This window comes from Microbulbifer sp. SE14, from assembly GCF_059834885.1.
Genome location: NZ_JCBAJA010000010.1, coordinates 123,975 through 148,822 on the forward strand (window position 1 = coordinate 123,975; position 24,848 = coordinate 148,822).

Consider the following 24,848-nt stretch of genomic DNA (forward strand, 5'->3'; position numbering starts at 1 on the left):
CAGCATCACTGCGTTACCTTTTATATTTATTCGATTTTTATTGGGCCTGCGGCCCGACCCTCTCCCCCGGCCCCTCTCCCGCATGCGGGAGAGGGGAGCAAATCAGGGAGGGGACTATTGGATCTCGGCTATCTGCGCCAGCAGCTTGCCCACCTCGGTGCCCTCGAAACTCGCGTGCAACGGCTGCACCGCGTCGATAAACGGCTGCTTGTCCGGGTAGATCACCTGCACGCCGGCGGCTTCCACCGCGGCCAGGGATTCGCGCGTGGACTCCTGCCACAGGGTGCGCTGATAGGCGACCGCCTCGTCCACCGCCTGCTGCAGCCAGGCCTGTTGCCGGGCGTCGAGCTTTTTCCAAACTTCGGTGCTGATCAGCAGCATGTCCGGCACATAGGTGTGCTCGTCCAGGGTGTAGTACTTGGAGACTTCGTAGTGCTTGGAGAGATAGAAGCTGGGCGGATTGTTTTCCGCACCCTCGACCACGCCCTGCTGCAGCGCCGTGTAGAGTTCGCCCCAACTGACCGGCGTGGCCGCACCGCCGAGGGTGTTCACCATCTTGATGGCGGTCTGGCTGTTCTGTACGCGGATCTTCAGGCCATTCAGGTCTGAGGGCGTGTGGATGGGTTTGTCGTTGACATAGAAGCTACGGCTGCCGGCATCGAAATAGCCGAGGCCGCGCAGGCGTGCGCGCTCGCCGGCAACCAGCAGTTCGCGGCCGATATCGCTCTGCAGCACCTTCCAGAAATGATCGGAATCGCGGAAGACATAGGGGAGATTGAAGACCTTCAGCTCCGGCACGAAGCCCTCCATCGGGCTCGCCGAGACCTTGGTCATCGCCAGGCTGCCGACCTGCAGCAACTCGATCAATTCGCGCTCGCTACCCAACTGGCCGCCGGGGTAGATATCGATGCGCATGTTGTTACCGGAAAGCTCCCGCAGGCGCTCGTCCATAAACATCATGGCGCGGTGCACCGAGTGCTGCTGGTCGAGGGTGTGCGCCAGCTTCAGTGCCGTCTGCGACTGTTCGAAGCCGCAGCTGCCGATCAACAGCAGGAGCGCCAATACCGCCAGCTTTTGCGGCAGTGCTCTCTTTATCATTTCTTGTACCTGCTCTCTATTATTATCGCTACAGGTATGGCCGGCTCTTCGCGTAAGGGCAGGCCAGATTGGTCTTACCATTCTAGCGGCACTGGCAGCCACCTGCAATACCGCTTATTTCATCAGGCGCGCACCAGCCCCGACGGCACCGTCTGCCCCTCCTCGCCAAAGAAGTCGGCTGCCGGAATGATCGCGCCACGGTGGCGGATAACCGCGGCGGCGCAGCGGTTGCCCACGGCAACGGCGGACTCGGGCTCTGCCCCCTGCAGGCGCGCGGCCAGGTAGCCGGCATTGAAGGAGTCTCCGGCGCCGGTGGTATCGACGATTCCCTGCACCGGCGGCACCGCGATGGCGCTTAATTCACCATCGTATTGCAGCACGACGGATTCCGCACCCCGCTTCAGCACCAGCTCCGCCAGCCGATAGCGGCCGTTGCGCTCCAGGCAGCGGCCGGCATTGCGGTCGCCCCACAGGGCCTGCTCATCCTCCAGGGTCAGCAGGGCGATATCCGCCTGCTGCAGGAAGGCGGATACAGCCTCGCGGGCCTCGGCCTTCGACTGCCACAGGCGCGGCCGGTAGTTGCTGTCGAAGGCCGCCCGGCCGCCGGTGCGGCGGAAGTCGGCAAGAAAAGCTAGTAAGTGCTCACGCGCATCGGGAGACATAATGGCCAGGGTGATACCGGTGAGATAGAGACAGTCCATCCGCTGCAGATAGGCCTGCAGGCGCGCGCGCGCCGAGGCGTCGGAGAAGAGCTCCCGCGCCGGCGACTCGCCGCGCCAGTAGGTGAACTGGCGCTCGCCATCGGCGCTGTTCTGTATCGTGTAGAGCCCGGGGCAACGCCCCGGCAGCCACTCTATGGCGGCGGTGTCTATCCCCTCGGCACGCATCGCGGCGAGCATCTGTTCGCTGTAGGGATCGTCGCCGAGCAGGGTCACATAGCTGACTTCAAGGCCGCTGCGCGCCATATAGACGGCGGTGTTGTAGGTATCCCCGGCGAAGCCCTGTGCGTACAGCGGTGCACCGGTCCCCGACCACTGCTGCGGCGCCAGTTCCACCATCACTTCCCCCAGGGCGGCCAAGCGTAGCGCTCTGCCGCTCTCCAATATTTGCTCTTCCATCGCTCACCCTTACAAACAAGAGGTATAACCAATAATAAAACCGGTATAACCAATATTCAGAAATCTAGCAACCCCTATACGACATCCCCCGCCGCAGCCATCACTCGGACAGCGACTGAAAATTGGTAAAGCCGTTTGACCATATTATTACCGCTACCCCAAGCGGTGCAAGGATGAAAGCTTCTATGGTGCACAAACATTGGCTAGAATCAGCGCATAGCAGGACTGGTGGCCAGATAGATTTGGCCGACACGCAGTCCGCCTCTCATTTAGTGAATAACCGGAAGAGAAACACTGTGGAACTGCAAGCAGTAAAGGCGGAAAGACTCTACTTGAAAGTGGCTGAGCAGCTCTCGCGGCTAATCAGCAGCGGCAGTATCAAGCCCGGCGAGCGCCTGCCCTCCGAGCGGGTTCTGGCAGAAAAACTGGGTGTGAGCCGGCCGACGATTCGCGAGGCGATGATCGCACTGGAGCTTTCCGGCGTTATCGAGATCCGCACCGGCTCCGGTATATACGCGACCCAGAAGCAATACCAGCAACAGCAGCCGGAATTGGGCGACAAGGGCATAGGTCCTTTCGAAATCCTCGAAATCCGCTTTATCGTCGAATCGGAGGCCTGTGCCCTGGCGGCTGCACGTATCTCCAGTGAGCAGATCCTCGAGTTGAAGGAGGCGCTCAAGGAGATGCAGGAAGAGGAGAAACGTTCGGACGCCTCGGAAAAGGCGGACTGGAAATTTCACCGCATTATCGCGGAAGCCACGCAGAACAGTGCTATTTCAAGTATTGTCGATTGGCTGTGGGAGCTGCGCAATCAGTCAGAGCTCAGCACGGCGTTCATGGAGCGACTGCGCGGTGAGGGGGTGCACCCCTCCATCGAGGATCACCGCAAGATCATTCTCGCCCTGGAACAGCGCAATCCGGAAAAAGCCCGCGCCGCCATGCGCAACCATATCGACAACGCCACGGCCGCGGCTGCGGCCTACTTCGAAAGGGAAAACGAAAACGCCTGACCCCCGGGTGCACGGGCGGCCCGGTGTGCCGGAGTCACGCCGGCACCCGCTCCTTCGACAGCACCATCTGCAGGGTCGACTCCACACCCCGCTCTTCGATACTGCGCAGAACCTCGGTCACACCGTCAATGAAAACGCCGTCATTGAGCAGGGCCGCGGGCGCCACACCCGCATGCACCAGCAGCGCCTGTACCTGTTCCCTCCCGGGGAAGCCCGCCTTCTGCCGCTGCTTTTGTAACATTGCCACCAGCTTAACCGCACCGGCATCGCGGACATCGAAGCCATTCGCGGGGTTTCCACTCCTGCATAGAAAAGCCAACCATGCGGACACGGCCACACACAGCAGGGGGCTGCTCAGACCCGCGGCACTTCGCTCGGCGGCGGGCAGCAGCAGTCGCTGGCGCAACTTCTGCGTACCATCGGCGGCCACCTGCAGGCAGCTGTAGGGCAGTGCCCAGTTGCCAAAGCGGACCAGCAAGCGGCGGCAGTAAGCCTTCAGGCATACATTTTTCAAACCGGTGAGCGTGGGAACCAACTCGCGCTGCATCAGCGCGGCGACAAAGTCCGCCAGCCTGCGGTCGGCCATCGCTTCGTGGATATAGGTATGGCCGAAGAGATGGCCCAGGTAGGCGAGCGCCGAGTGGCTGCCGTTCAGCAGTCGAAGCTTCATCCGTTCGTAGGGCGCCACTGACTCGACCACTTCTACCCCCGCCGCCGCCCAATCGGGACAATCTGTGGCAAAGTTATCCTCGATGACCCACTGGCGGAACCCTTCACAGAGCAGCCCGGCGTCATCCCGCCAGCCCGTGCGGGACTGAATGTAGGCAGCTGTCTCCGGCGTGATCACCGGCACCATGCGATCCACCATAGTGCTGCAAAAACCGATGCGCCGTTCGATCCAGTCCGCCAGCCGGCTGTCCTGCAGGCGTGCGGCCGCGAGGAGGCAGCGCTTCAGTATTTCGGCATTATCGGGAAGATTGTCACAGCTCAGCAGGCTGAATCCCGGCAGCCCCCTGTTCCGCCGCAGGCGGCAGGCGGCGATCAGGTAGCCGAGCATGGTCCTGGGAGTATCCGGTCGGGTAATGTCGTGAATCACATCCGGGTGGGTCAGGTCCAACCCGCCACCGGGGGCCAGGCAATAGCCCCGCTCGGTGACGGTCACCGTCACTATTTTTGTCGCCTTACTGGCGAGGGCCTCCAGCACGGCACCGGTGCTCTCCGGAGCGACCAGCACCGAGGCAACCGAACCGATGATCCGGAATTGCTCCCGCTCGCCGTCCTTCTCGCACAGGGTGTAGAGATAGTCCTGGTCCCGCAGCCGGTCGCGCATTGACGGGTTGCGCAGGCTCACGGCGGTGATGCGCCAGTCGCCACCGCAGCGCGCCAGTAGCTCGTCGAAGTACACCGCCTGATGCGCGCGGTGAAAGTTGCCGATACCGATATGCACTACGCCGCAGCCGTGGGCCTGCGGATCGTAGCCGGGCCGGCCAAGCTCCGTCCGGTCGTCGCCGGGCCGCGCGGATTGCAGCAATTTCCCGGACAAACGTCGCATTGCGCCCACCACTCGCCTCCCCATGCCCGGCCCCGATGAAAGACCGCGCGTAACCTACGACCGCTCCAGGGCGTGGATCACGCCACGCAGTTCGGCCAATCCTTTGAGTCTGCCCAGATAGGAGTAACCCGGCTTTACCCCGGCGGCCTGGATTTCGTCTGCCATCAGCAGGCCGTGGTCGGGGCGCATCGGAATTTCCCCACCGCTGCCGTCGCACCGGCGCCGCGCCTCCTCCTCGAGCAGGGCGCGCACCAACCCGACCATATCGTTGTCGCCGGCCAGGTGATCGGATTCGTAAAAGGAGCCATCCATCTCCCGGATCACATTCCGGAGATGCACGAAGTAAATCCGCGGTGCAAACTCGCGCGCCATTGCCACCAGGTCATTGTCCCCGCGCGCACCAAAGGAGCCGGCACACAGTGTCACACCGTTGGCGGGGCTGGGGAAGGCGTCCAGCAGCGCGCGCACATCCTCGGCGGTGGACACCACCCGCGGCAGGCCGAACAGGGAAAAAGGCGGGTCGTCCGGATGAATGCACATCTGCACACCGACGGACTCCGCCGCCGGGATGATTTCCCGCAGGAACAGGTACAGGTGCTCGCGGTAGCGTTCGGTGCCCAGGGAATTGAAAAGCTCGATGGCACCGCGGATGCCGTCGCGGTCGTGGGAGCCCTCGCCACCCGGCAGCCCGGCGATGATGTTGCGCTCCAACTGCGCAATTTCCTCACCACCCATGGCTTCCAGGCGTTGTCCCGCCCGCTCGAGCACCTCCGGCGGATAATCACCCTCCGCTCCGCTGCGCCGCAGCAGATGTACGTCGTAGGTGGCAAAGTCCACCATCTCGAAACGAAGGGCGCGGCTTCCGTTGGCGAGGGTGTAGTTCAGATTGGTGCGCGTCCAGTCCACCACCGGCATGAAGTTGTAGCAGATGGTCTTCACCCCGGCGCGGCCGGCATTGATCACCGACTGGCGGTAGTTGTCGATCATCCTCGCGAAGTCGCCGCTACGGGCTTTGATGTCGTTATGTACCGGAATGCTCTCGATGACCGACCAGCGCAGACCGGCGGACTCGATCAGAGCCTTGCGCCGCCGAATATTCTCCTCCGGCCACAACTCCCCCGCCGGTATCTCGTGCAGCGCACTGACAATGCCGGTGGCGCCCGCCTGGGCGATATGTTCGAGTGATATTGCGTCATCCGGTCCAAACCAGCGCCATGTCTCTTGCATTTGCGGTATTCCCAATTCGTCGGCTACCCAGGTCACCCAACAACTGGTATGACCACCGGACCAATTAAACGCGGATAATGGGAAAATAGCAAGCTCGCGCCCCGACAGCGACACGGATCGGCAATTCCATCCTGACTTTTAGATATTTCATGTATTTTTACTGGGGAATTATTGCTTTTTTCATAAAAAAGCCAGGAGGCATGATTGTAAGGCCTATTTCGCTGCGCTAGCGTTTGGAGGCTCACCGGGATTCCGGCGCGGAAACCGGCGCCGCCGGGTGAGCGGGGAAATCGCGGCGAGGTGCGAGAAAGTGCCCGCGACTCCCGGACACCCGCCCACCGAGGGCGGCGACCAACCTGAAACACCTCATCAACTGGAGACAATAATGAATAATGAAATTCCGCAAATGGCGGGGCGACTACTGAGAGGAATCGGTACCGCCTGCGCGCTCACCCTGGCCAGTCAACAGCTCGCCGCCGCCCCCGGCTACATGGGCGGTCAGGCCCTACCCACCAGTTTCGCCCAGAGCATCGACGCCGCCGGCAACGGCGTTATCGCCAATGACGGGCTGGATGACGCGGCGGCGCTGCAGAGCATCATCGACAACCAGATTCCCCTCGGCAATTCGCCCTCTAATCTGATCGCGATACAACTGCCCGCCGGCGAGATCCATATCGACGACGAAGTCCATGTGGATCGCTCGGGCGTGGTGATCATCGGCGCCGGCAATGATCCGGCGACGGGCACCAAAATCACCGTGCGCAGCTGGCAACCGTACACCGCGGACTCCAGCGGAGCGCCCGCCTTCGACAAGAAGTACTGGCCGGGCTTCGCCGCCTTCCGCGTGGAGACTCGACTCAAGCACCCCAACGAGCAGGCTTACGAGGGCAGTATCAATTTCCACTGGAAGCACGGCATCGAGTTCGATCAGGCGGCCTCCCTCGGCGACACTGTCCTGTACCTGGAAAGCAATGCGGCGAGCAAATTCTCCGTCGGCGACCGCATCTATGTCGGCGCGGCCAGCGACGACGCCTTCCTGGATATGGCCGGCGTGCCGAGCAGCCGCCGCTCCGCCTCGCATATCACCACCGGGCACATGCGCACGCAGATATTCGACGTGGTCGCGAGGGACACCGGTGCGGACACGGTGACCCTCGACAAGCCGCTGGAGTTTGATATTCCGCTCAGCAACAGCAGCGGCTACAAGAGCCGCGTCTTCCCGATCACCGCGGTGGAAAATGTCGGCTTCCGCAATTTCTACCTGACCATGTCCACGACGGGCACCACCTGCGCCGGCTACAACAGCGGCGACTACTCGAGCCAGAACCCCGGCGGCGTCGGCCACAAATACGTCAACCTCTGCCCCGAGGACGCCATTCACGGCATCCTATTCAAGTGGGCTGCGGACGGCTGGGTCGAGAATGTTCACATGGAGATGACAGGCTCCCACCCACTGGTGACCGAGTTCGCCCGCCACATGACGTTCAGGAACAACGACTTCTCCGGCGCCTGGAACAAGGGCGCGGGCGGCAACGGCTATTTCCGCGGCTCCAAGCTGTACGACAGCCTGATCGCGGGCAACACCCTGCAGCGCCTGCGCCACCTGACGTTACAGTGGTCCGCGACCGGCAATATCGTCGAGAACAACACACTCGACAGCGACATCAACCTGCACGGCGGCTGGGAGCGCAACAACGTCATTCGCAACAACACGGTCGCCGTCCCCTTCGAGCATCGCAACTGGAGCAACGGCCAGCCGGACAGCGGCACCTGGCAGCCGATCTGGTACGGCTCCGGCGACCACGCCAGCAAGTGGGCAGGCCCCACGGGTCCGAACAATTTGTTCCTGGACAACAGCCTCTCCAAGGCCACCAGCGCGGGCGCACCCATCGCCACCTGGGGCCTGTTCGACACCCCCGGAGTCGGCTACGCCTTCGCCTGGGACGGCAGCCAGTACCAGCACCTCAATATCAGCGGCACGCCGGTGGCCACCTGGGACCAGGCCATCGCCGAGGATGTCTACGCGCAGATACCGCTGTCGGGGGTCTATACCGGCGGCTCGTCCGGTGGCTCATCGAGCGGCGGCTCGAGCTCCGGCAGTTCCAGTTCCGGGGGCAGCTCCGGCGGCGGCAGCTGCGGCAGCTATATCGATGTCCCCTGGGACACCCGCTACGAGGCGACCCTGCAAAGCGACAGCTGCATACGCTTCGACCGCGATCTCGGCGGGGAGAACCTGCAGGTTTGGGACAGCAACGCCAATCCCAGCTGTGACTTCCGCGGCACAGTCACCTCGGTCGATGGCAGCGGCTCCCTGTCGGTGGACGCCAATTACGCAACGTCGAACAACTTCACGGGCCGGATTCTGAAATACGAGCCCAGCAACGGCTGTGTTTACGTAAAAACCCGCGCTTACTGACGCGAGCGGCGGCGGCGCGCCGCCGCCGCAGTCCGGGCGAAAAAAAGCCCCACGGGTGCGGGGCGAAGCGTCCGGACAAACCGGATGACGGGAAGAGAATTGCGGCCTGTCAGCCCATGTCGCCCAACGCCAGATGATCCATATCGTCGAACTGCTGGTTTTCCCCGCCCATGGCCCACACGAAGCTGTAGCTGCAGCTGCCGGCACCGCTGTGTGTCGACCAGTATGGCGAGGCGATGGCAGTTTTCGGCGCCAAGGGCAGCGAGCGCGTCTCGGCGGGCTCGCCCATAAAGTGAAACACCCGCTCGCTCTCCGGGAAATCGAAATACAGGTAGACTTCAGTGCGGCGCCGGTGGGTGTGCGGCGGCTTGGTGTTCCAGACACTCCCGCGGGCGAGCCGGGTCACCCCCATCACCAGCTGGCAGCTGTCCACCACTCCCGGGCAGATAGCCTGGTAGATGACCCGCTCGTTGCTGCCCGCCGCCTCGCCGAGCTCCAGGGTATTGGCCTTATCCAGCGGGATATGCACGGTTTCCGTCTGCCGGTGGGCCGGGTAGCTCACCAGGTAGAACTCCGCCGGAACCTCTCCGTCGCTGTAGAAGTTCATGCTGCGGCTGCCCCGCGCCACATAGACGAATTCCAGCGGCGCCACGGCGAAACTTCTGCCGTCCACCTCCACCCGCCCCGCCGCACCCAGGTTGACCACGCCCAGCTCGCGGCGTTCGCAGAAATACTCGCTGGCCAGTTCCCGGTGCGTGGGTAGCGACAGCGGCTGGTTCGGCAGCGGTACCGCAGCCCCCACCAGCGCGCGATCCACATCGGTATAGGTGAGGTTGATGCGGCCCGGCACAAAGAGCCCCTCCATGCAGAAAGATTCCCGCAGTTCACCGCTGGTCATACGCCGGTAGCGGATATTGTCCGCCGTTTGTAGAAAGTTCATTCGTCCCCCTTGATGTTCATTGGCTAATTGACGTTGCGCCTCAGAGGAAGCGCACCCGCACCGGGTTGTCGAGTTTCTCCAGTTCCCGCCGCAGGTAGTCCGCGAAGGCCGCCTCGCTGTCGATCTCCGGCGCCCGCCAGACGCCGGCGAAGTAGTACTCCGCCCCAGCGCCCGCCTTCAGTACAACCAGGTGGTTGTGCTCGTCCTCGGTGATGCGCTGCAGATCGTCGCGGCGGAAGAAAATGGCCATGCCCAGGTCGTCGCCTGCGAGGCTCTGGCGCCCCCAGGTGGCGAGATAGCCCCAGCCGGATTCCGCCCCCTCGTACACCAGCGGTTCCGGGCCGTGGCGCACTATGCCGGTGGCCCAGCCCGGCAGCGGCGCGCCTGAAATGGCGCGCACGCGGGTCAGGCGCGACCCGGGCGCGATGCGCAGCTGCAACGACAGGTCGCGGGCGCCGGCGGCGGTCTGCCAGTCGCGGTAGTGCAGGTCGATGCCCGAGTGGGCCACGCTGTTGTGCACGTCCAGCTGCGCACCGGCAAAGCGCTGCACTCCCTGCAGTGCGCCCCCCGCCCAGGCGCCAATGCCGCCGACCCCCAGGGACTCACCCACCTTCAGGACATCCATGCCCCAGTCGGCGAGACTGTGATAGTCGCCCCCATCCAGCCCCACCCCCGGCAGCACAATACCCTCGCGGGTCTTGCCGAAGATATCGATTGCCGAGCGGTGGTCGAAATAGAGCCGGTAGGCCACCTGGCCGGATTCCCAGCCCGGCCCCTCGTACTTGAACAGACCGTCCCCGACCCGGTGCCCGGCGGGCAGGCGCAGGCTCTGCACCTGCGTCAAGGCGCCGCCGCGCAGTCGCCCGCCGGCGTCCGCCTCGCCGCCCAGGCGCACCGCCAGTTCGGCATAGGTGCCCCCTCCAGCCGCCGGCGCCGCGGCGATCCCCTCCTCCGGCAGCGCCAACAGTGCCAGCTGCATGCGTCCCCGCGCGGGAAGGTCGAGGGACAGCAGCAGATCCGCGGCGGGGGACTCGGGCGCGCAGTCCTCCACCGTCGACGGCACCCGGCGCCCGCCCACGAACACGGCCAGGCGGACCGCCGGCGCCCCCAGGCGCGCCGAGTCCAGGCACACGGGCGCGGCCGTGCGCGCTACCGCCGCCGGGTTCTCCACGCTCACGAGAAACTGTCCCGCGAGCGGCCCGGGGGCGGCCGACGCCTGAGACTGGGGTCCGCCAAGGGCCGCGAAAAAAATGGTACAAAGGTACTTCCGCCAGTGCGCTGTTGCGCGAACACTCAATTGCATCCCGGTCTCCCGCGTGTATCTGGACATGATGGTCAGGCCACTATACACTTCCGAAACTGGTAATGCCACATTACCAAATGTCGAGACCACCGGGTTTCGGCCCACCTGATAACAGCAATAAAAGGTCGGTATATGTTGCAATCCCTACGTCTCCACCGGCGCCTGAGCCCGCTGCTCGCGCCGCTGGCACTCGCTGCCGCCGGCGCCGCGCCCGTCCAAGCCAACCCCGCGCCCCAGTGGCCCGAACCCGTCGCCTGGCGGGCGCCCGGCACCGCCGAACAGGCCTTCGACAAGGCCCTGACACCGGCCGCCATCACCGCAGTGGCCAACCAGGTGGCCGACTGGCAGTTGTCGCAATACGACCTGCGCAGCAACAAGATGCGCAGCGAGGGGCGCCCCAGCGGTATTCCCCAGGGCTGGATGTACGCCACCTGGCAGATCGGCCTGCTCGACTGGGCCGAGGCGAGCGCCCAGCCGGCCTACCGCCAGGCGGTGGTCAACGCCTCGGCGGTCAACCAGTGGCTGCTGGGCCCGCGGGTCCACCACGCCGACGATCACGCCATGGGCGCCGTCTACCTGAAGCTGTTCGAGCGGGACGGCGGCGAGGACAAGATCGCCCACCTGCGCGAGACCTTCGACCGGGTGCTCGCCGCGCCGGCGGACGCCGGCCTGCAGTTCGACGACGACGACAAGTTCCTGCAGCAGCTCGCCCACCGCGACTTCGACGACCCGGCCTGCACGGTGCGCTGGTGCTGGGCCGACGCCATCTTCATGGCACCGCCGGTATGGGCCGAGCTGGCCCGCGTGACCGGCGAGGAGAAGTACCGTGACTTCATGCACCGCGAGTTCTGGGCCACCACCGACTACCTCTACAACGAGGACGAGAGGCTCTACCTGCGGGACAGCCGCTACTTCACCCGCAAGGACGAGCGCGGCCGGCTGATTTACTGGGGCCGCGGCAACGGCTGGGTGCTCGCCGGCATAGCCCGCACCCTGCAGGCGCTGCCGGATCACTTCGCCGACAAGGAGCGCTACCGGGGCCTGTACCAGGACATGAGCCAGCGCCTGGTGGATCTGCAGCAGGAGGACGGCAGTTGGCCGTCGTCGCTGCTGGCCACCGAGCAACAGTCGCCGCCGGAATCCAGCGGCACCGGCCTGCTGGTCTACGCGCTGGCCTGGGGCGTCAACAACGGCCTGCTGCGCGAGGACAAATACCGCACCGCCGTGCAGCGGGGCTGGTCGTCGCTGGTGGACAGCGTGCACCCGGACGGCAAGCTCGGCTGGGTGCAGCAGGTGGCCTTCGCCCCCGGCTCCGCCACCGCCGACGACACCCAGCTGTACGGTACCGGCGCACTGCTGCTGGCGGCCTCGGAAGTGATCCGCCTGGCGGACCGGCAGGAGGCAGCGCGGTGATGAGTGAAGGAACTTACCTGCAGCGGCAATTCGGTCTCTCCGGCAAGACCGCGCTGGTCACCGGCGCCAGCCGCGGCCTCGGCCGCGCCATGGCCTCGGCCCTGGGCCGCGCCGGCGCGCGGGTGCTGGCGGTGGGCTCCAGCCCGGCCAGCGCCACCGGCACAGTGGCGGCGCTGCGCGACGAGGGCATAGAGGCCGAGGCCCTCGGCTGCGACCAGTCCGAGCCGGAACAGATCGAGGCCCTGTTCGCGGAGGTGGAGCGGCGCTTCGGCGGGCTGGATATCCTGGTCAACAACGCCGGCACCATCCGCCGCGCGCCCGCCGCAGACACCAGTGACGAGGACTGGCTGGCGGTGATCGACACCAATCTCAACGGCGTCTTCCGCATGTGCCGGGGCGCCGGCCGGCTGATGCTGGCGCGCGGTGCCGGCAAGATCGTCAACATCGCCTCGCTGCTGAGCTTTTCCGGCGGCATTACCGTGCCCGCCTACGCCGCCAGCAAGGGGGCGGTGGCGCAGCTCACCAAGGCGCTGGCCAACGAGTGGGCGGCGCAGAATATCCAGGTCAACGCCATTGCGCCGGGGTACTTCGCCACCGACAACACCGCCCAGCTGCGCGCCGACCCGGAGCGCAACGCCGCGATCAGCGCGCGTATTCCCGCAGGGCGCTGGGGCGATCCGGGCGACCTGGCCGGCGCCGCAGTGTTTCTCGCCTCGCCGGCGGCGGACTATGTGAACGGTCATGTCATGCTGGTGGACGGCGGCTGGATGGCGCGTTGAGGACAGCGACCAGCAGAGTTCTAGCGGGAGTACCCATGCACACTTGTAAGCGATCAGTCCCAACCCTTTGCGCCGCCCTCAGCGGCGCATTTTTTTTACTGCTCGGCCTGGCCGCTCCAGCGCTCGCCGGGCCCGGCGGCGCGGTGCTGTTCAACGACGGCTGGCGCTACCTCGAGGACGGGCGCCCGACCCCGCCGCCCTTCGAGGCGCCCGGCGCCGCGCCCGTCACCCTGCCGCACACCTGGAACGCCACCGATACCGTGGACGCGCAGCCCGGCTACCGCCGCGGGGCCGGCTGGTACAGCAAGCGGTTTCGCGTCGCCGATCCCGGCGCGCGCTACAAACTGTACTTCGAGGGCGCCAACCAGAAAGCGGAAATCTACCTGAACGGCAAACGCGTGGGCGGCCATGTCGGCGGCTACCTGGGATTCACCGTGGAGCTGACCGGCGGCCTCCGGTTCGATCGCGACAACCTGCTGCAGGTACGCGTCTCCAACGCCTACGACCGCAACCTGATCCCGTCGCAGAAGGCCGACTTCTTCATTCACGGCGGGCTGACCCGCGACGTGTGGCTGCACCAATTGCCGGCGACCCATATCGAGCGCATCGTCGTGGACACGCCGCGAGTCAGCGCCGAGCGGGCGCAGACCCGGGTGGGCCTGACCATCGCCGGCGGCGACGGCAGCGAGCCACTGAGCCTGGCGCTGCAGCTCAGCGACGGCGACGGCCGCGAGGTGGCGCGAGTCGAGCGGCCCATCGCCACCGGCAAGCACAGCCCCGAACTGTCGCTGCCGGAACTGGAGCAGCCGCGTCTCTGGTCGCCGGCCAGCCCGCACCTCTACACCCTGATCGCGACACTGAAAGACGCCCGCGGCCGCGCGCTGCACCGGCAAAGCGCGCGCTTCGGCTACCGCTGGTTCGAGATGCGCCCCGGCGAGGGCTTCTTCGTCAACGGCGAGCGGCTGCTGATCCGCGGCACCCACCGCCACGAGGAACACGCCGGCACCGGTGCCGCCATGAGCAACGCCATGCACCGTCGCGACATGGAACAGATCAAGTCCATGGGCGCCAATTTCGTGCGCCTCGCCCACTACCCCCAGGACCCGGAAATCTACCGCGCCGCCGACGAGCTGGGACTGATCCTGTGGGACGAACTGCCCTGGTGCCGGGGCGGCAAGGGCGGCCCCGAGTGGGAGGCCAACACCGAGCGCCTGTTGCGGGAGCAGATAGCGCAGAACCGCAATCACCCGAGTATCGCCATCTGGTCCCTGGGCAACGAGATCTACTGGGAATCGGACTTTGCCGGCGGCGGCGGCGATGCGGAAATCCTCCCCTACCTGGAGCGCCTGCAGGGCATCGCCAAATCGCTGGACCCGGGGCGGCTGACCGCGATCCGCAAGTACTACCCCGGCGCCGGGGTGGTGGACGTTTTCTCGCCGTCGATCTGGGCCGGCTGGTACGGCGGCGCCTACGGCCAGTACCGCGAGGCCCTGGCCGGTGCCATGGCCGACTATCCGCACCTGCTGCACATGGAGTACGGAGGCTCCAGCCACCGCGGCCGCCATACGGAGACGCCGCTGGGCGCCGACGGCCTGCCCCAGGCGCAGGTGTCGGTCGCCGAGGCGATGAACCAGGCGGTGACCAGCAGTGTTGCCAGGGACAGCGACTGGAACGAGAACTACATCGTCAACCTGTTCGACTGGCACCTGTCGGTGAGCGAGTCCCTGGACGGTTTCGCCGGCAATGCCCAGTGGGCCTTCAAGGACTTCGGCACGCCGCTGCGCCCGGAAAACCCGCTGCCCTATATCAACCAGAAGGGACTGGTGGACCGCACCGGCAACCCCAAGGACGCCTACTATGTGTTCGCCAGCTACTGGTCCGACACCCCCTTCTGCTATATCGAGTCCCACACCTGGACGGTGCGCTACGGGCCGCCGGAGGGCAGGCCGGTCAAGGTCTATTGCAACACCGATTCCGCCGAACTGTTCCTCAACGGTGACAGCCTCGGCGAGAAGCGCCGCCAACCGCGCGAGTTCCCCGCCCACGGGCTGGTGTGGCAGGTGCCTTTCGCCGAGGGCGAAAACCGCCTGCGGGTGCGCGGGCGCAACCGCGGCGGCGAGGCGGTGGAGGACCGCCTCGCCCTGACCTACCACCAGGGGGAACCGCAGCCCCTGGAGCGGGTGTCGCTGTCGGCCGCGCCGCTGGGCGGCGACCGCTACCTGATCACCGCCGAGGCCCTGGACGCCCGCGGCCGCCGCGCCACCGGCTTCGCCGAGCGCGGCTACTTCTCGCTGCTGGGCGGCGGCGGCCGCCTGCTGCAGAATCGCGGCACCTACACCGGCTCTTCCGTTATCGAGATGGCCAACGGCCTGGCGCAGATAGAATTCGCCGCCGGCGAGACCCCGGCCACGGTCGAGTTCCGCACCCAGAACTTCAAGGGCGTCTTCCTCGAGCTGCCGGCCGCCGGCGCCCACTGATACAGGCCCGCGCCGCCGGCGCGGGCCTCCCTTCCCGCACCTCCCGCAATGTCCTCCAATGACCCGACCGGCACGGCCGTTTCACTTACAGTATCCTCACCACCGCCCCCACAGCCCTTGCTGATGGTCAGGCCACTTGACGGCCTGTCATTTTTATTTAACCATACCTCAACCCTTCGTATCGAAGTGATGATGGGTTCTGACAGAGGTCCGGTCAGAAGAGAGATCACAATAACGAGCCAACCTTCGGGGACCAGAGCATGACAACCAATCTCAAACCTCAAGCACGCCCTGTATTCAGCAAAACCCTACTCAGCACCGTCATAGCGCTGGCGGTATCGCCGGCGGTCGCCGCCGACGGCGAACTGGAAGAAGTGGTGGTCACCGCGCAGTTCCAGCGCAACCTGGACAACGCATTGGACGTAAAGCGCAATGCCTCCACCATCGTCGACGGCATCTCCGCCGACGACATAGGCACCCTGCCCGCCCTGGACATGGGCGAGGCCCTGCAGGCGGTGGCCGGGGTGCAGCTCAACCGCGAGGGCGAGCGGCGCGAATCCAGCATCAACCTGCGCGGCATGCCGTCCGGCTTCGTACAGACCACCGCCAACGGCCAGACATTCGCCAGCCCGGCGCGCAGCACCAAGGCCTTCGGCGCGCCCAACCCCTTCGGCGCCTTCGACCCGGCCGTGTTCAACGGCACCAACGTCATCAAGACCCAGACCGCGGCCATGCAGGAGGGCGGTATCGCCGGCACCGTGGACCTGGTGCTGCCGCGGGCACTGGACAAGAAAGACGGCCGCCTGGATCTCTCCCTGGCCGGGCGCAGCGAACAGCTCGCCGACGCACTGGATTCGGAAATGGTACTGTCCGGCTCCAAGCACCTGATCACCGACCAGTTGGCGATCACCGCCACCCTGGCGACCTCCGAGCAGACCTTCCGCCGCGACACCGTCAAGATCAATCGCTACGACAATATCCCCACCGACGGCAACTTTGTCGGCGCCGACGGCGAGGATTTCGCCACTTGGGCGGCGAACAACGGCCTGCCGGCCGACGCCGTGGTGAAAATGCCGGGCGAACTGCGCCAGGGATCCGAAATCAACGAGGGGGCGCGCACCTCCTTCTCCGGCGGTATCGAATTCCAGGCCACCGACAATCTCAAGCTCGGACTGAATGTGCTCTACACCGAGCGGGACATGAACGAGAACGGCCAGCAGGAGCTCGATCTGCGCACACGCAGCGGAGGTACCAAGATCACGCCCAACAGCGATCCGCGCAACACCGGCACCGTCGACGACAACGGCAACCCCATTTTCACCGTGTCCGACATCCTGTTCGACGACGTGGACTACCGCAACACCTCGCGCATCTGGGACACCTACGAGCAATCCCAGGCGGTGCTACTGGATGCCGAGTGGTCCAACGACGATTGGACGGTGGACGGCCTGGTGTCCCTCTCATCCGCAGAAAACAACTGGAGCGAGCTGTTTTACACCCCGATCTTTAAAGCGGGCAGCAGCGGCATTTCCGGGCGCCTGTACACCGGTGAAGGGGACGTCGGCAACTTTGTCACTGAATTCCAGGGGCTCGAGAACGCCAGCCTCGAGGGCGAATGGCTGGTGAAGGACACCCTGAGCAGCTCCGGCGTTACCAATTTGGTCGACAACCCGAACGTCCAGGCACTGGTGACCGGTACCTACGAGACCCTGGAAACCGAGGCCAACGCGTTTGAACTCAACGCCAAGCGCGCGCTGGAACTTCCGCTGGTGTCCGCGGTGTCCTTCGGCTATCGCTTCTCCAACCAGACCCAGGATTCCGACCGCCTGCGCAGCTCGCCGACCGGTATCGACCTGAACGGCATCCTCAATGACGCGGCCATCGGCAATCCCGCATATGTAAACGAAGGCGAGTTCTTTGGCGGCGAGGCCCCGGGCTTTGCCGGCGCCGGCGCCGGTTGGTTTGCGCTGGACGTCGACGCCATCAACGCGCAGGCCGCCGCCTCCATCGGCGATGTGGCTCCGGACCCCGTCACCGGGGAAATCCCGGTAAGGGTGCCCTCTACCGGCCTGATCGCCCGCGGCGGCCAGCAGAGCGCCGGTCTGGTCTACGACGTGGAGCTGGATACCTCCGCCTTCTACCTGATGGCCGACCTGGACTTCAGCGTCGCCGATCTGCCGGTTTCCGGTAACGTCGGTGTGCGCTACGTGGATTCCGAGCAGGCGGCCTCCTCGCCCTACTACGCCTTCGGCGCCACCGACATCAACAATCCGGAAGACCGCACCGTCAACAGCAGCTACGACTTCCTGCTGCCGAGCCTCAACCTGGCGGTGGACCTGCGCGATGACCTGAAACTGCGCCTCGCCTACGGCGAGTCCATCTCGCGCCCGAACGTGCGCGCGGCGACACCGGCCACCACCATCTCCTCCGGTCTCGGCGACGTGAAGGTGAAACTCCCCGGCGCAGATGTGGAGCCCTTCTCCGCCCGGTCCTATGACGTGTCGCTGGAGTGGTACAACCGCGAGGGCAGCGCCATCACCCTCGCCGCCTTCCAGAAGGACATCGACAACTTCTTCACCTCCGTCGCGAGCTGCGACCAGGCACTGCTATCGAGCTACGGCGTGAACCTCGGCAACCTGACCCAGTCCGGCGACAGCTGCACTACCGACGGCGCCGATGCCTATGAAGCGATCGATGCGGACTACATCATGGCCGGCGACCAGGTGTATATCAGCAAGGTGCAGAATGTCGACGACCAGATCCAGGTGCAGGGTTACGAGCTGTCGATTCAACAGAACCTGAGCTTCCTGCCCTACCCCTGGAACGGCTTCGGCGGCATCGTCAACTATTCGCACACCTCGCAGGACTCTCCCCTTGAAGCGCGCATCCCCGGTATTTCCGATGACACCTACAATGTGATCGGCTACTGGGAAGATGGCCCCTTCGGTATCCGTCTTGCCTATAACTATCGCAGTGAGTACGAGCTGGAAAGTGTCGGCACCTTCAACGGTGAAGGGAATAAAAACGTAAAGGCAGCCGGTCGCGTTGACCTGTCTGCTTACTACAACGTCACCGACAACTTCACCCTGTCCCTCAAGGGATACAACCTCACCGAGGCCCTGTACGAGGAATACCAGGATACGGAGTTCCAGCCCCGCGCCACCCACTTCGACGGGCGCATCTTTGTCATGCAGGCCAAATACAATTTCTTCTGATTGAGCGCCTGTACCTGCAAGGGGGCCCCAGGCCCCCTTCTTCCCTCTAAACCAGCGCAGATGTACCCGAATGATGATGGACTGGAAGTCACTCTGCCTACTGATCTGCACCCTGTGGTCGGCGTGCACCGCGGCCGCCGAAGTCGAACTCTATGTATTCGATGCGGAGGCTCTGGAAGCTGCTTGGGAAGAACAGGAAATCCGCGCGCACCTGTTGCGGGAAGCGGAGCGGTCGTTGCAGCTCTCCCCCCTGTCGGTGACCTTCAAACGATCCCTGCCCGCCAGTGGCGATCCGCACGACTACTACAGCCTGGCGCCCTACTGGTGGCCGGCCCCCGGCGCGGAGAGCGACCTGCCCTATGTCCGCCGCGACGGCAAGCGCAACCCGGACATCACCGATACCAGCGCAGACAACGAGCAACTGCGCGCATTCACCCGCAGCGTCACGACACTGGCACTGGCTTTTCACTTCACCGGCGACACACGCTTCGCCGACAAGGCCCGCGCGCAGCTCGAGGCCTGGTTTATCGATCCTGCCACGCGCATGAACCCGAATTTCAATCACGCCCAGGCGATTCCCGGTATCAGCGACGGACGCGGTATCGGCATCATCGAGGGGCGCAACCTGATCCCGGTCACCGACAGCGTGAAACTGTTGAAGACCCAGCTGCCGCCGGCGGACTACGAGGCGATACAGCAGTGGTTTGCCCAGCTGAACCACTGGCTGTCGACCAGCGACAACGGCTTCGAGGAGGACAACTGGCACAACAACCACGGCACCTGGTTCGATGCGCAGGAGGTGGCTTATGCACTGTTTACCGGCGACCGCGAAACGGCCAAGCGCCGGCTGCGTATCACGCAGATGCGCCGTATCGGCAGTCACTTCACGCGCAACGGGGAGCAGCACTCGGAGTTCGAACGCACCCGGCCCTGGCACTACGCCCTCTTCAATCTCGAGGCCTATAACCTGCTGGGGCGTTTTGGCGAAAGCACCGATGTGGATATCTGGCACTACGAAATAGACGGCCATTCCCTGCGTCGCGGCTACTCCCTGCTGGCGGAGTACGTCGCGGCACCCAAGCGCTGGCCCTACGGAGAGCTCCGCGACAGGGACCTTCGTCTCGCCTACCGCAGTCTGTTTTGCGCCCGGCAGGCGTACGGTGCCCCCCTGTTCGACGACGCACTGGCCGCCATCAAGGCGTCCGGCGCCGCGGATCTTCGCGCGCTGGATCCGCGCCTCTGGCCCGTGAACTAGGTGGCCGCGGACCTGCCTTACCAAAAAAGTTGACCGGTATGGCCACTTTTGACACCATTGCGACACCAGCGGGATGCTGCTGGGTTTCTCCACGCCATGTGCGTTCTGCCCGGTACCGCACATGTTTCCGCCCCCCGATTTTCGGGGGCGGTCTTTTTCCAGCCGTGGAGTCGCTACGCTTGAACAATTAGAAAATGAGAGCTTTCCCCATGACACGCCCCCTGCAATTGCACCCCGACCGACTGTTTCCGGCAGACAGCCTCACCCGGGATATAGCGCGCAAGCTCTACCAGAGCGTCAAGGACCTGCCGATCATCAGCCCCCACGGCCACACGGATCCGGCGTGGTTTGCGGATAACCAGCCGTTCGGCAACCCCGCGGACCTGCTGATCAAACCCGACCATTACGTATTCCGCATGCTCTACAGCCAGGGCGTGCCACTGGAGAGCCTCGGCATCCCCGGCCGCGAAGGCACACCGGCGGAGACAGACCCGCGCGCCATCTGGCAGCGCTTTGCCGACAACTACTACCTCTTCCGCGGCACGCCGTCGCGCATGTGGCTGGATACCGTTTTCCACGATGTGTTCGAGCTGGACGTGGCACTGGACGGCGGAACCGCCGAGCTCTATTACGAGCGCATCGACAGCTGCCTGAAGAAGCCGGAATTCCTGCCGCGGGCCCTGTTTGAGCGCTTCAACATCGAAGTGATCGCCACCACCGAATCGCCGCTGGACGACCTGCGCCACCACAAGAAGATCCTGGACAGCGGCTGGAAGGGCCGCATCATTACCGCCTATCGCCCGGACCCGGTGCTGGACCCGGACTACGAGGGCTTCGCCGACAACCTGCGCCGGCTGGCGGAAATCACCGGTGAAGATACGGGCAGTTACGCCGGCTACCTGGCCGCATTGCGCAACCGCCGCGCCTTCTTCAAGCGGATGGGTGCAACCTCCACCGACCACGGCCACCCCACCGCCACCACCGCCAATTTGAGCCGCACCGATGCGGAGGCGCTGTTCGACCGAGTGCGCGACGGCAATGCCCCGGCCGCCGATGCGGAGCTGTTCCGCGGCCAGATGCTGACTGAAATGGCGCGCATGAGCATTGAGGACGGCCTGGTGATGCAGATACACCCGGGTTCCGTGCGCAACCACAACAAGGTGGTGTTCGACAAATACGGCCGCGACAAGGGCTGCGACATCCCCTCGCGCACCGACTATGTGCACGCGCTGCGCCCGCTGCTGGAAGCGGTCGGCAACGAGCCCAGCCTGACCATCATCCTCTTCACCCTCGACGAAACCAGCTACAGCCGCGAACTGGCACCGCTGGCCGGCCACTACCCGGCCCTGAAACTGGGCCCGGCCTGGTGGTTCCACGACAGTCCCGAGGGCATGCGCCGCTTCCGCGAGCAGGTGACCGAGACCGCCGGCTTCTACAATACCGTCGGCTTCAACGACGACACCCGCGCCTTCCTGTCTATCCCCGCACGCCACGATGTGGCGCGGCGCATGGACTGCACCTGGCTGGCGCAACTGGTGGCCGAACACCGTCTGGTGGAGGACGAGGCCTTCGAGCTGGCGCACGACCTGGCCTACAAGCTGGCGAAGCGGGCCTATAAGCTGTAGTTCGCCCCTGCAGACGACAAGCATGGTGTAGGAAGAGGTTTTGGGGAAAGTTATGAACGTAAAAATCCTGAACAGGAACACGCTGGAGCAGTTGCCGGAATCCGTCGCCAGGCCCGGCTACGACCGCAGCCGGGTAAAGTCCGGCATAGTCCATCTTGGCATAGGCGCCTTCCACCGCGCCCACCAGGCCTGGTACACGGAGCAGGTATTGGAGAGCGGCGCAGCCGACTGGGGCATAGTCGCCGCCAGCCTGCGCTCGCCGACCGTGCGCGACCAGCTGGCGCCGCAGGATTACCTCTATTCCCTGGTGGAAAAGAGCAACGCCGGAGAAAAGGTGCGGGTGATCGGCTGTGTGCAGCATGTCCATGTCGCCCCCGAGAGCCCGCGCGCGCTGCTGGATGCGATGACCCGCGAGGAAGTCCGCATCGTCTCCCTGACCATCACCGAAAAGGGCTACTGCCACGATCCCGCCAGCGGCGCACTCAACCTGCAGCACCCGGATATCCAGCACGACCTGGCGAGTCCGCAGTCGCCGAAGAGCGCACTCGGTTTTATCGTCTACGCGCTGCAGGAGCGCATGCAGAAGGGCCTGCCGGGTTTCACCCTGCTCTCATGCGACAACCTGCCCTCCAACGGCAAGCTGGTGGAGCGGATGGTGTACGAGTTCGCCGAACAGGTGGACCCGGCGCTGGCGGCCTGGATCAGGGAGAACAGCAGCTTTCCCTGCACCATGATCGACCGAATCGTGCCGGCCACCACCGACGCCGACCGCGACGCCCTGGAAAAGATACTCGGCCTGCGCGACAACGCCGCGGTGATGGCGGAGCCCTTCAGCCAGTGGGTGATAGAGGACAACTTCCTGCGCGGCCGCCCGGACTGGGACAGTGCCGGTGCCACCTTCGTCGAGGATGTGGAGGCCTACGAGCTGATCAAGCTGCGCCTGCTGAACGGCACCCACTCCATGCTGGCCTACAGCGGCTACCTCGCCGGCTTCGAAACCATCGCCGACGTGATGGCGGAACCGGCTTTTGCGTCCCTGGCACAGCAGTTTCTCGCCACCGAGGCCAGCACCGCCGTCGAGGCGCCGCAGGGATTCGATATCGAGGGCTACCAGCGGCAGCTGCTGGAGCGCTTTTCCAACCGCGCCCTGCACCACCGCACCTGGCAGATCGCCATGGATGGCTCGCAGAAAATCCCGCAGCGCTGGCTGGGCACACTGCGCCATCAACTTCAAAGCGGCGGCTCCATAGAACTGCTGTCTTTCGCACTGGCCTGCTGGATTCGCTATGTGTCCGCGGTGGACGATGCCGGCAATCCGATCGAGGTTTCCGATCCGCTGGCGCAAGAACTGAAATCCCTCTGCGACCGACACGGCGACAGTCCCCGCGAACTGGCCGCCGCCTTCCTGCGCTTTGCGCGGGTATTCGGCGAGGACCTGCAGCACAGCCAGCGGCTGCACAGTGCGCTCACCACCTGGCTGACGTCGCTGGATAAGCATGGGGTGCTGAATACCCTGCACAGGCAGGCGGTGGAAAAAGCCTAGAGATATTGCCGGTCTTCAGGAGGGCGAACCTTGTGTTCGCCCTGTATTTTTATCGGGATTACTCGTTGGACGGCTTGCCGATAGTCGCCAGGATTCCCCCATCCACATAGACGATCTGCCCGGTAACGAAATTGCTCGCGTCGCTGGAGAGAAATATCGCCGTTCCCTGCAGATCTTCCGGATCACCCCAGCGGCCGGCGGGGGTGCGGTTGATGATGAAGTCGTTGAAGGGGTGGCCGTCCACGCGGATAGGCGCCGTCTGGCTGGTGGCGAAATAGCCCGGGCCTATGCCGTTGACCTGGATATTGTGTTTGGCCCACTCGGTGGCCATATTGCGGGTCAGCATCTTCAGGCCGCCCTTGGCCGCCGCATAGGCGCCAACGCTGTTGCGGCCCAGCTCGCTCATCATCGAACAGATATTGATGACCTTGCCGGCGCCGCGCTCGATCATGCGCTTTACCACCGGCCGGGTCATGGTGAAGACACCGGTGAGATCGGTATCGATCACCTGTTTCCACTCGGACAGTTCCATCTCCAGCAGCGGCACCCGCTTGATGATGCCGGCGTTGTTGACCAGGATATCGATGGGCGCCACTTCACTTTCGATCTGCCCCACCGCATCGGCGACCTGCGCCTCGTCGGTGACATTGAACAGGTAGCCGTGGGCATCGAAGCCTTTTTCCCGCAACTGGGCGACGGCATTGTCGAGTTTTTCCCTGGAGGAGTGGCCGGAGATCACCAGGGTGGCACCGGCCTTGCCAAGACCCTCGGCCATGGCCATGCCCAGGCCGTGGGTGGCGCCGGTGACCAGGGCCAGTTTGCCGGTTAAATCGAAGAGTGAATTGGCCATAATTCCCCCAAAAATAATTCTCAACTTGTAGAAGCGGCCCACGGCCGCGATCCCCCCTCCCCCAGCCCCTCCGGGAGATGGGGAAACAAAATCAGCGCAGCTGGTTCGGCTGCACAAAATCCATATCGGTGTAATCCAGGTTCTCGCCCGCCATGCCCCAGATAAAGGTGTAGTTGCTGGTGCCGACACCGGAGTGCAGGGACCAGGTGGGCGAGATCACCGCCTGCTCGTTGGCCATCCAGATGGTGCGGGTCTGCTGCGGCGGGCCCATGAAGTGGCACACCGCCTGGCCTTCCGGCACATTGAAATACATATAGGCTTCCATGCGCCGGCTGTGGGTGTGGGCCGGCATGGTGTTCCAGACACTGCCCGGTGCCAGTTCGGTCATGCCCATCTGCAGCTGGCAGGTCTCCACCACTTCCTTTACCAGCAATTGGCGGATGACGCGCTGGTTGCAGGTCTCGCCGGAGCCCATTTCCAACACCTTGGCGTCGCTCTGGCCCACTTTCTTCGTGGGGCACTCGCGGTGTGCGGGGGTGGAGTTCAGGTAGAACTTCGCCGGCGCCGACTTGTCATTGCTGGAAACTTTGACCTCGCGGGATCCGCGGCCCACATAGATGGCCTCCTTGCTGTCGACTTCATAGCGGGTGCCATCGACCTCCACCGCACCGGGGCCGCCGATATTGATCAGGCCCAGTTCGCGGCGCTCGAGGAAATACTCGGACCTGAGCGCGTCCACGGTTTCGAGAAGTACGGTTTCCTCCACCGGCATGATTCCGCCGACAATCATGCGGTCCACGTGGGTGTAGGTGAGGCGCACCGTGTCCGCCTCGAACAGTACCGGCACCAGGAATTCCTCGCGCAGGCGCTCGGTGTCGTAGCCCGCATAGTCGCGCGGATTGTGCGCGTAGCGCTCTTCGTAGATGGTGGTAGCCATAAATTTCTCCTTTAGCCTCAATACTGATTTAGGCCACTTTTGTAGGAGCCTGCTTGCAGGCGAACGGCTACGGAGCTCCGCTCTTGTTCG

The 24,848-nt window shown here is 64.5% G+C and carries 17 protein-coding genes; 9 read left to right on the plus strand and 8 right to left on the minus strand.

Translation table 11 applies throughout. From position 1 onward, the window contains the following. Positions 1-114: 114 nt before the first annotated feature. Entirely contained in the window at positions 115-1,098 is a 984-nt protein-coding gene (locus tag AC6R19_RS09515; protein ID WP_500579564.1) for a TRAP transporter substrate-binding protein, read from the minus strand. Between the two features lie 122 nt (positions 1,099-1,220). Then, entirely contained in the window at positions 1,221-2,216 is a 996-nt protein-coding gene (locus AC6R19_RS09520) for a sugar kinase (RefSeq protein ID WP_500579565.1), read from the minus strand. Positions 2,217-2,512: 296 nt separating this feature from the next. Here AC6R19_RS09520 and AC6R19_RS09525 point away from each other — a divergent pair, with 296 nt between their 5' ends. Further along, positions 2,513-3,226: a FadR/GntR family transcriptional regulator gene (locus tag AC6R19_RS09525; protein ID WP_500579566.1), complete on the plus strand. Its 714-nt coding sequence runs from the start codon at positions 2,513-2,515 to the stop codon at positions 3,224-3,226. A gap of 34 nt (positions 3,227-3,260) precedes the next feature. Here the strand turns inward: AC6R19_RS09525 and AC6R19_RS09530 are convergent, their stop codons facing one another. Both AC6R19_RS09530 and uxuA read right to left on the minus strand, forming a co-directional pair. Next, positions 3,261-4,778: a mannitol dehydrogenase family protein gene (locus tag AC6R19_RS09530; protein ID WP_500579568.1), complete on the minus strand. Its 1,518-nt coding sequence runs from the start codon at positions 4,776-4,778 to the stop codon at positions 3,261-3,263. Between the two features lie 54 nt (positions 4,779-4,832). After that, complete coding sequence (gene uxuA, locus AC6R19_RS09535) at positions 4,833-6,005, minus strand: mannonate dehydratase (protein ID WP_500579569.1); 1,173 nt, start codon at positions 6,003-6,005, stop codon at positions 4,833-4,835. Between the two features lie 385 nt (positions 6,006-6,390). On the opposite strand from uxuA, the gene AC6R19_RS09540 reads away from it, so the two are divergent. Continuing rightward, positions 6,391-8,421 (plus strand): right-handed parallel beta-helix repeat-containing protein, encoded by a 2,031-nt coding sequence (locus AC6R19_RS09540; protein ID WP_500579570.1) that lies wholly within the window; start codon positions 6,391-6,393, stop codon positions 8,419-8,421. A gap of 109 nt (positions 8,422-8,530) precedes the next feature. On the opposite strand, the gene kduI (AC6R19_RS09545) is transcribed toward AC6R19_RS09540, so the two are convergent. Both kduI (AC6R19_RS09545) and AC6R19_RS09550 read right to left on the minus strand, forming a co-directional pair. Next, entirely contained in the window at positions 8,531-9,361 is an 831-nt protein-coding gene (gene kduI, locus AC6R19_RS09545; protein ID WP_500579571.1) for a 5-dehydro-4-deoxy-D-glucuronate isomerase, read from the minus strand. A gap of 40 nt (positions 9,362-9,401) precedes the next feature. After that, entirely contained in the window at positions 9,402-10,538 is a 1,137-nt protein-coding gene (locus tag AC6R19_RS09550) for a DUF4861 family protein (RefSeq protein WP_500579572.1), read from the minus strand. A 258-nt stretch (positions 10,539-10,796) separates the two neighbouring features. Between AC6R19_RS09550 and AC6R19_RS09555 the strand changes: the two genes are divergently transcribed. The 7 genes from AC6R19_RS09555 to AC6R19_RS09585 all read left to right on the plus strand — a co-directional run bounded on the left by AC6R19_RS09555 (position 10,797) and on the right by AC6R19_RS09585 (position 22,971). After that, positions 10,797-12,077 carry a glycoside hydrolase family 88/105 protein gene (locus AC6R19_RS09555; protein ID WP_500579573.1) on the plus strand — a complete coding sequence of 427 codons (1,281 nt, stop codon included), beginning with the start codon at positions 10,797-10,799 and terminating at the stop codon, positions 12,075-12,077. Then, entirely contained in the window at positions 12,077-12,856 is a 780-nt protein-coding gene (locus tag AC6R19_RS09560) for a glucose 1-dehydrogenase (protein WP_500579574.1), read from the plus strand. The genes AC6R19_RS09555 and AC6R19_RS09560 overlap by 1 nt, the downstream gene beginning before the upstream one ends. 35 nt (positions 12,857-12,891) lie before the next feature. Further along, positions 12,892-15,333, plus strand: coding sequence for a glycoside hydrolase family 2 protein (locus tag AC6R19_RS09565; protein WP_500579575.1), 2,442 nt, complete (start codon positions 12,892-12,894; stop codon positions 15,331-15,333). 260 nt (positions 15,334-15,593) lie between these two features. Then, positions 15,594-18,548, plus strand: coding sequence for a TonB-dependent receptor (locus AC6R19_RS09570; protein ID WP_500579576.1), 2,955 nt, complete (start codon positions 15,594-15,596; stop codon positions 18,546-18,548). Positions 18,549-18,618: 70 nt separating this feature from the next. Beyond that, the gene (locus AC6R19_RS09575) at positions 18,619-19,803 is read left to right on the plus strand and encodes an alginate lyase family protein (RefSeq protein WP_500579577.1); all 1,185 of its coding nucleotides are present in this window, start codon (positions 18,619-18,621) and stop codon (positions 19,801-19,803) included. 209 nt (positions 19,804-20,012) lie between these two features. Beyond that, positions 20,013-21,428, plus strand: coding sequence for a glucuronate isomerase (gene uxaC / locus AC6R19_RS09580; protein WP_500579578.1), 1,416 nt, complete (start codon positions 20,013-20,015; stop codon positions 21,426-21,428). 52 nt (positions 21,429-21,480) lie between these two features. Beyond that, positions 21,481-22,971, plus strand: a complete 1,491-nt coding sequence (locus AC6R19_RS09585; RefSeq protein ID WP_500579579.1) for a mannitol dehydrogenase family protein — start codon at positions 21,481-21,483, stop codon at positions 22,969-22,971. 58 nt (positions 22,972-23,029) lie between these two features. On the opposite strand, the gene AC6R19_RS09590 is transcribed toward AC6R19_RS09585, so the two are convergent. Both AC6R19_RS09590 and kduI (AC6R19_RS09595) read right to left on the minus strand, forming a co-directional pair. Further along, positions 23,030-23,821, minus strand: a complete 792-nt coding sequence (locus tag AC6R19_RS09590) for a gluconate 5-dehydrogenase (protein WP_500579580.1) — start codon at positions 23,819-23,821, stop codon at positions 23,030-23,032. Positions 23,822-23,912: 91 nt separating this feature from the next. Then, the gene (gene kduI, locus AC6R19_RS09595) at positions 23,913-24,758 is read right to left on the minus strand and encodes a 5-dehydro-4-deoxy-D-glucuronate isomerase (RefSeq protein ID WP_500579581.1); all 846 of its coding nucleotides are present in this window, start codon (positions 24,756-24,758) and stop codon (positions 23,913-23,915) included. Positions 24,759-24,848: the final 90 nt, after the last annotated feature.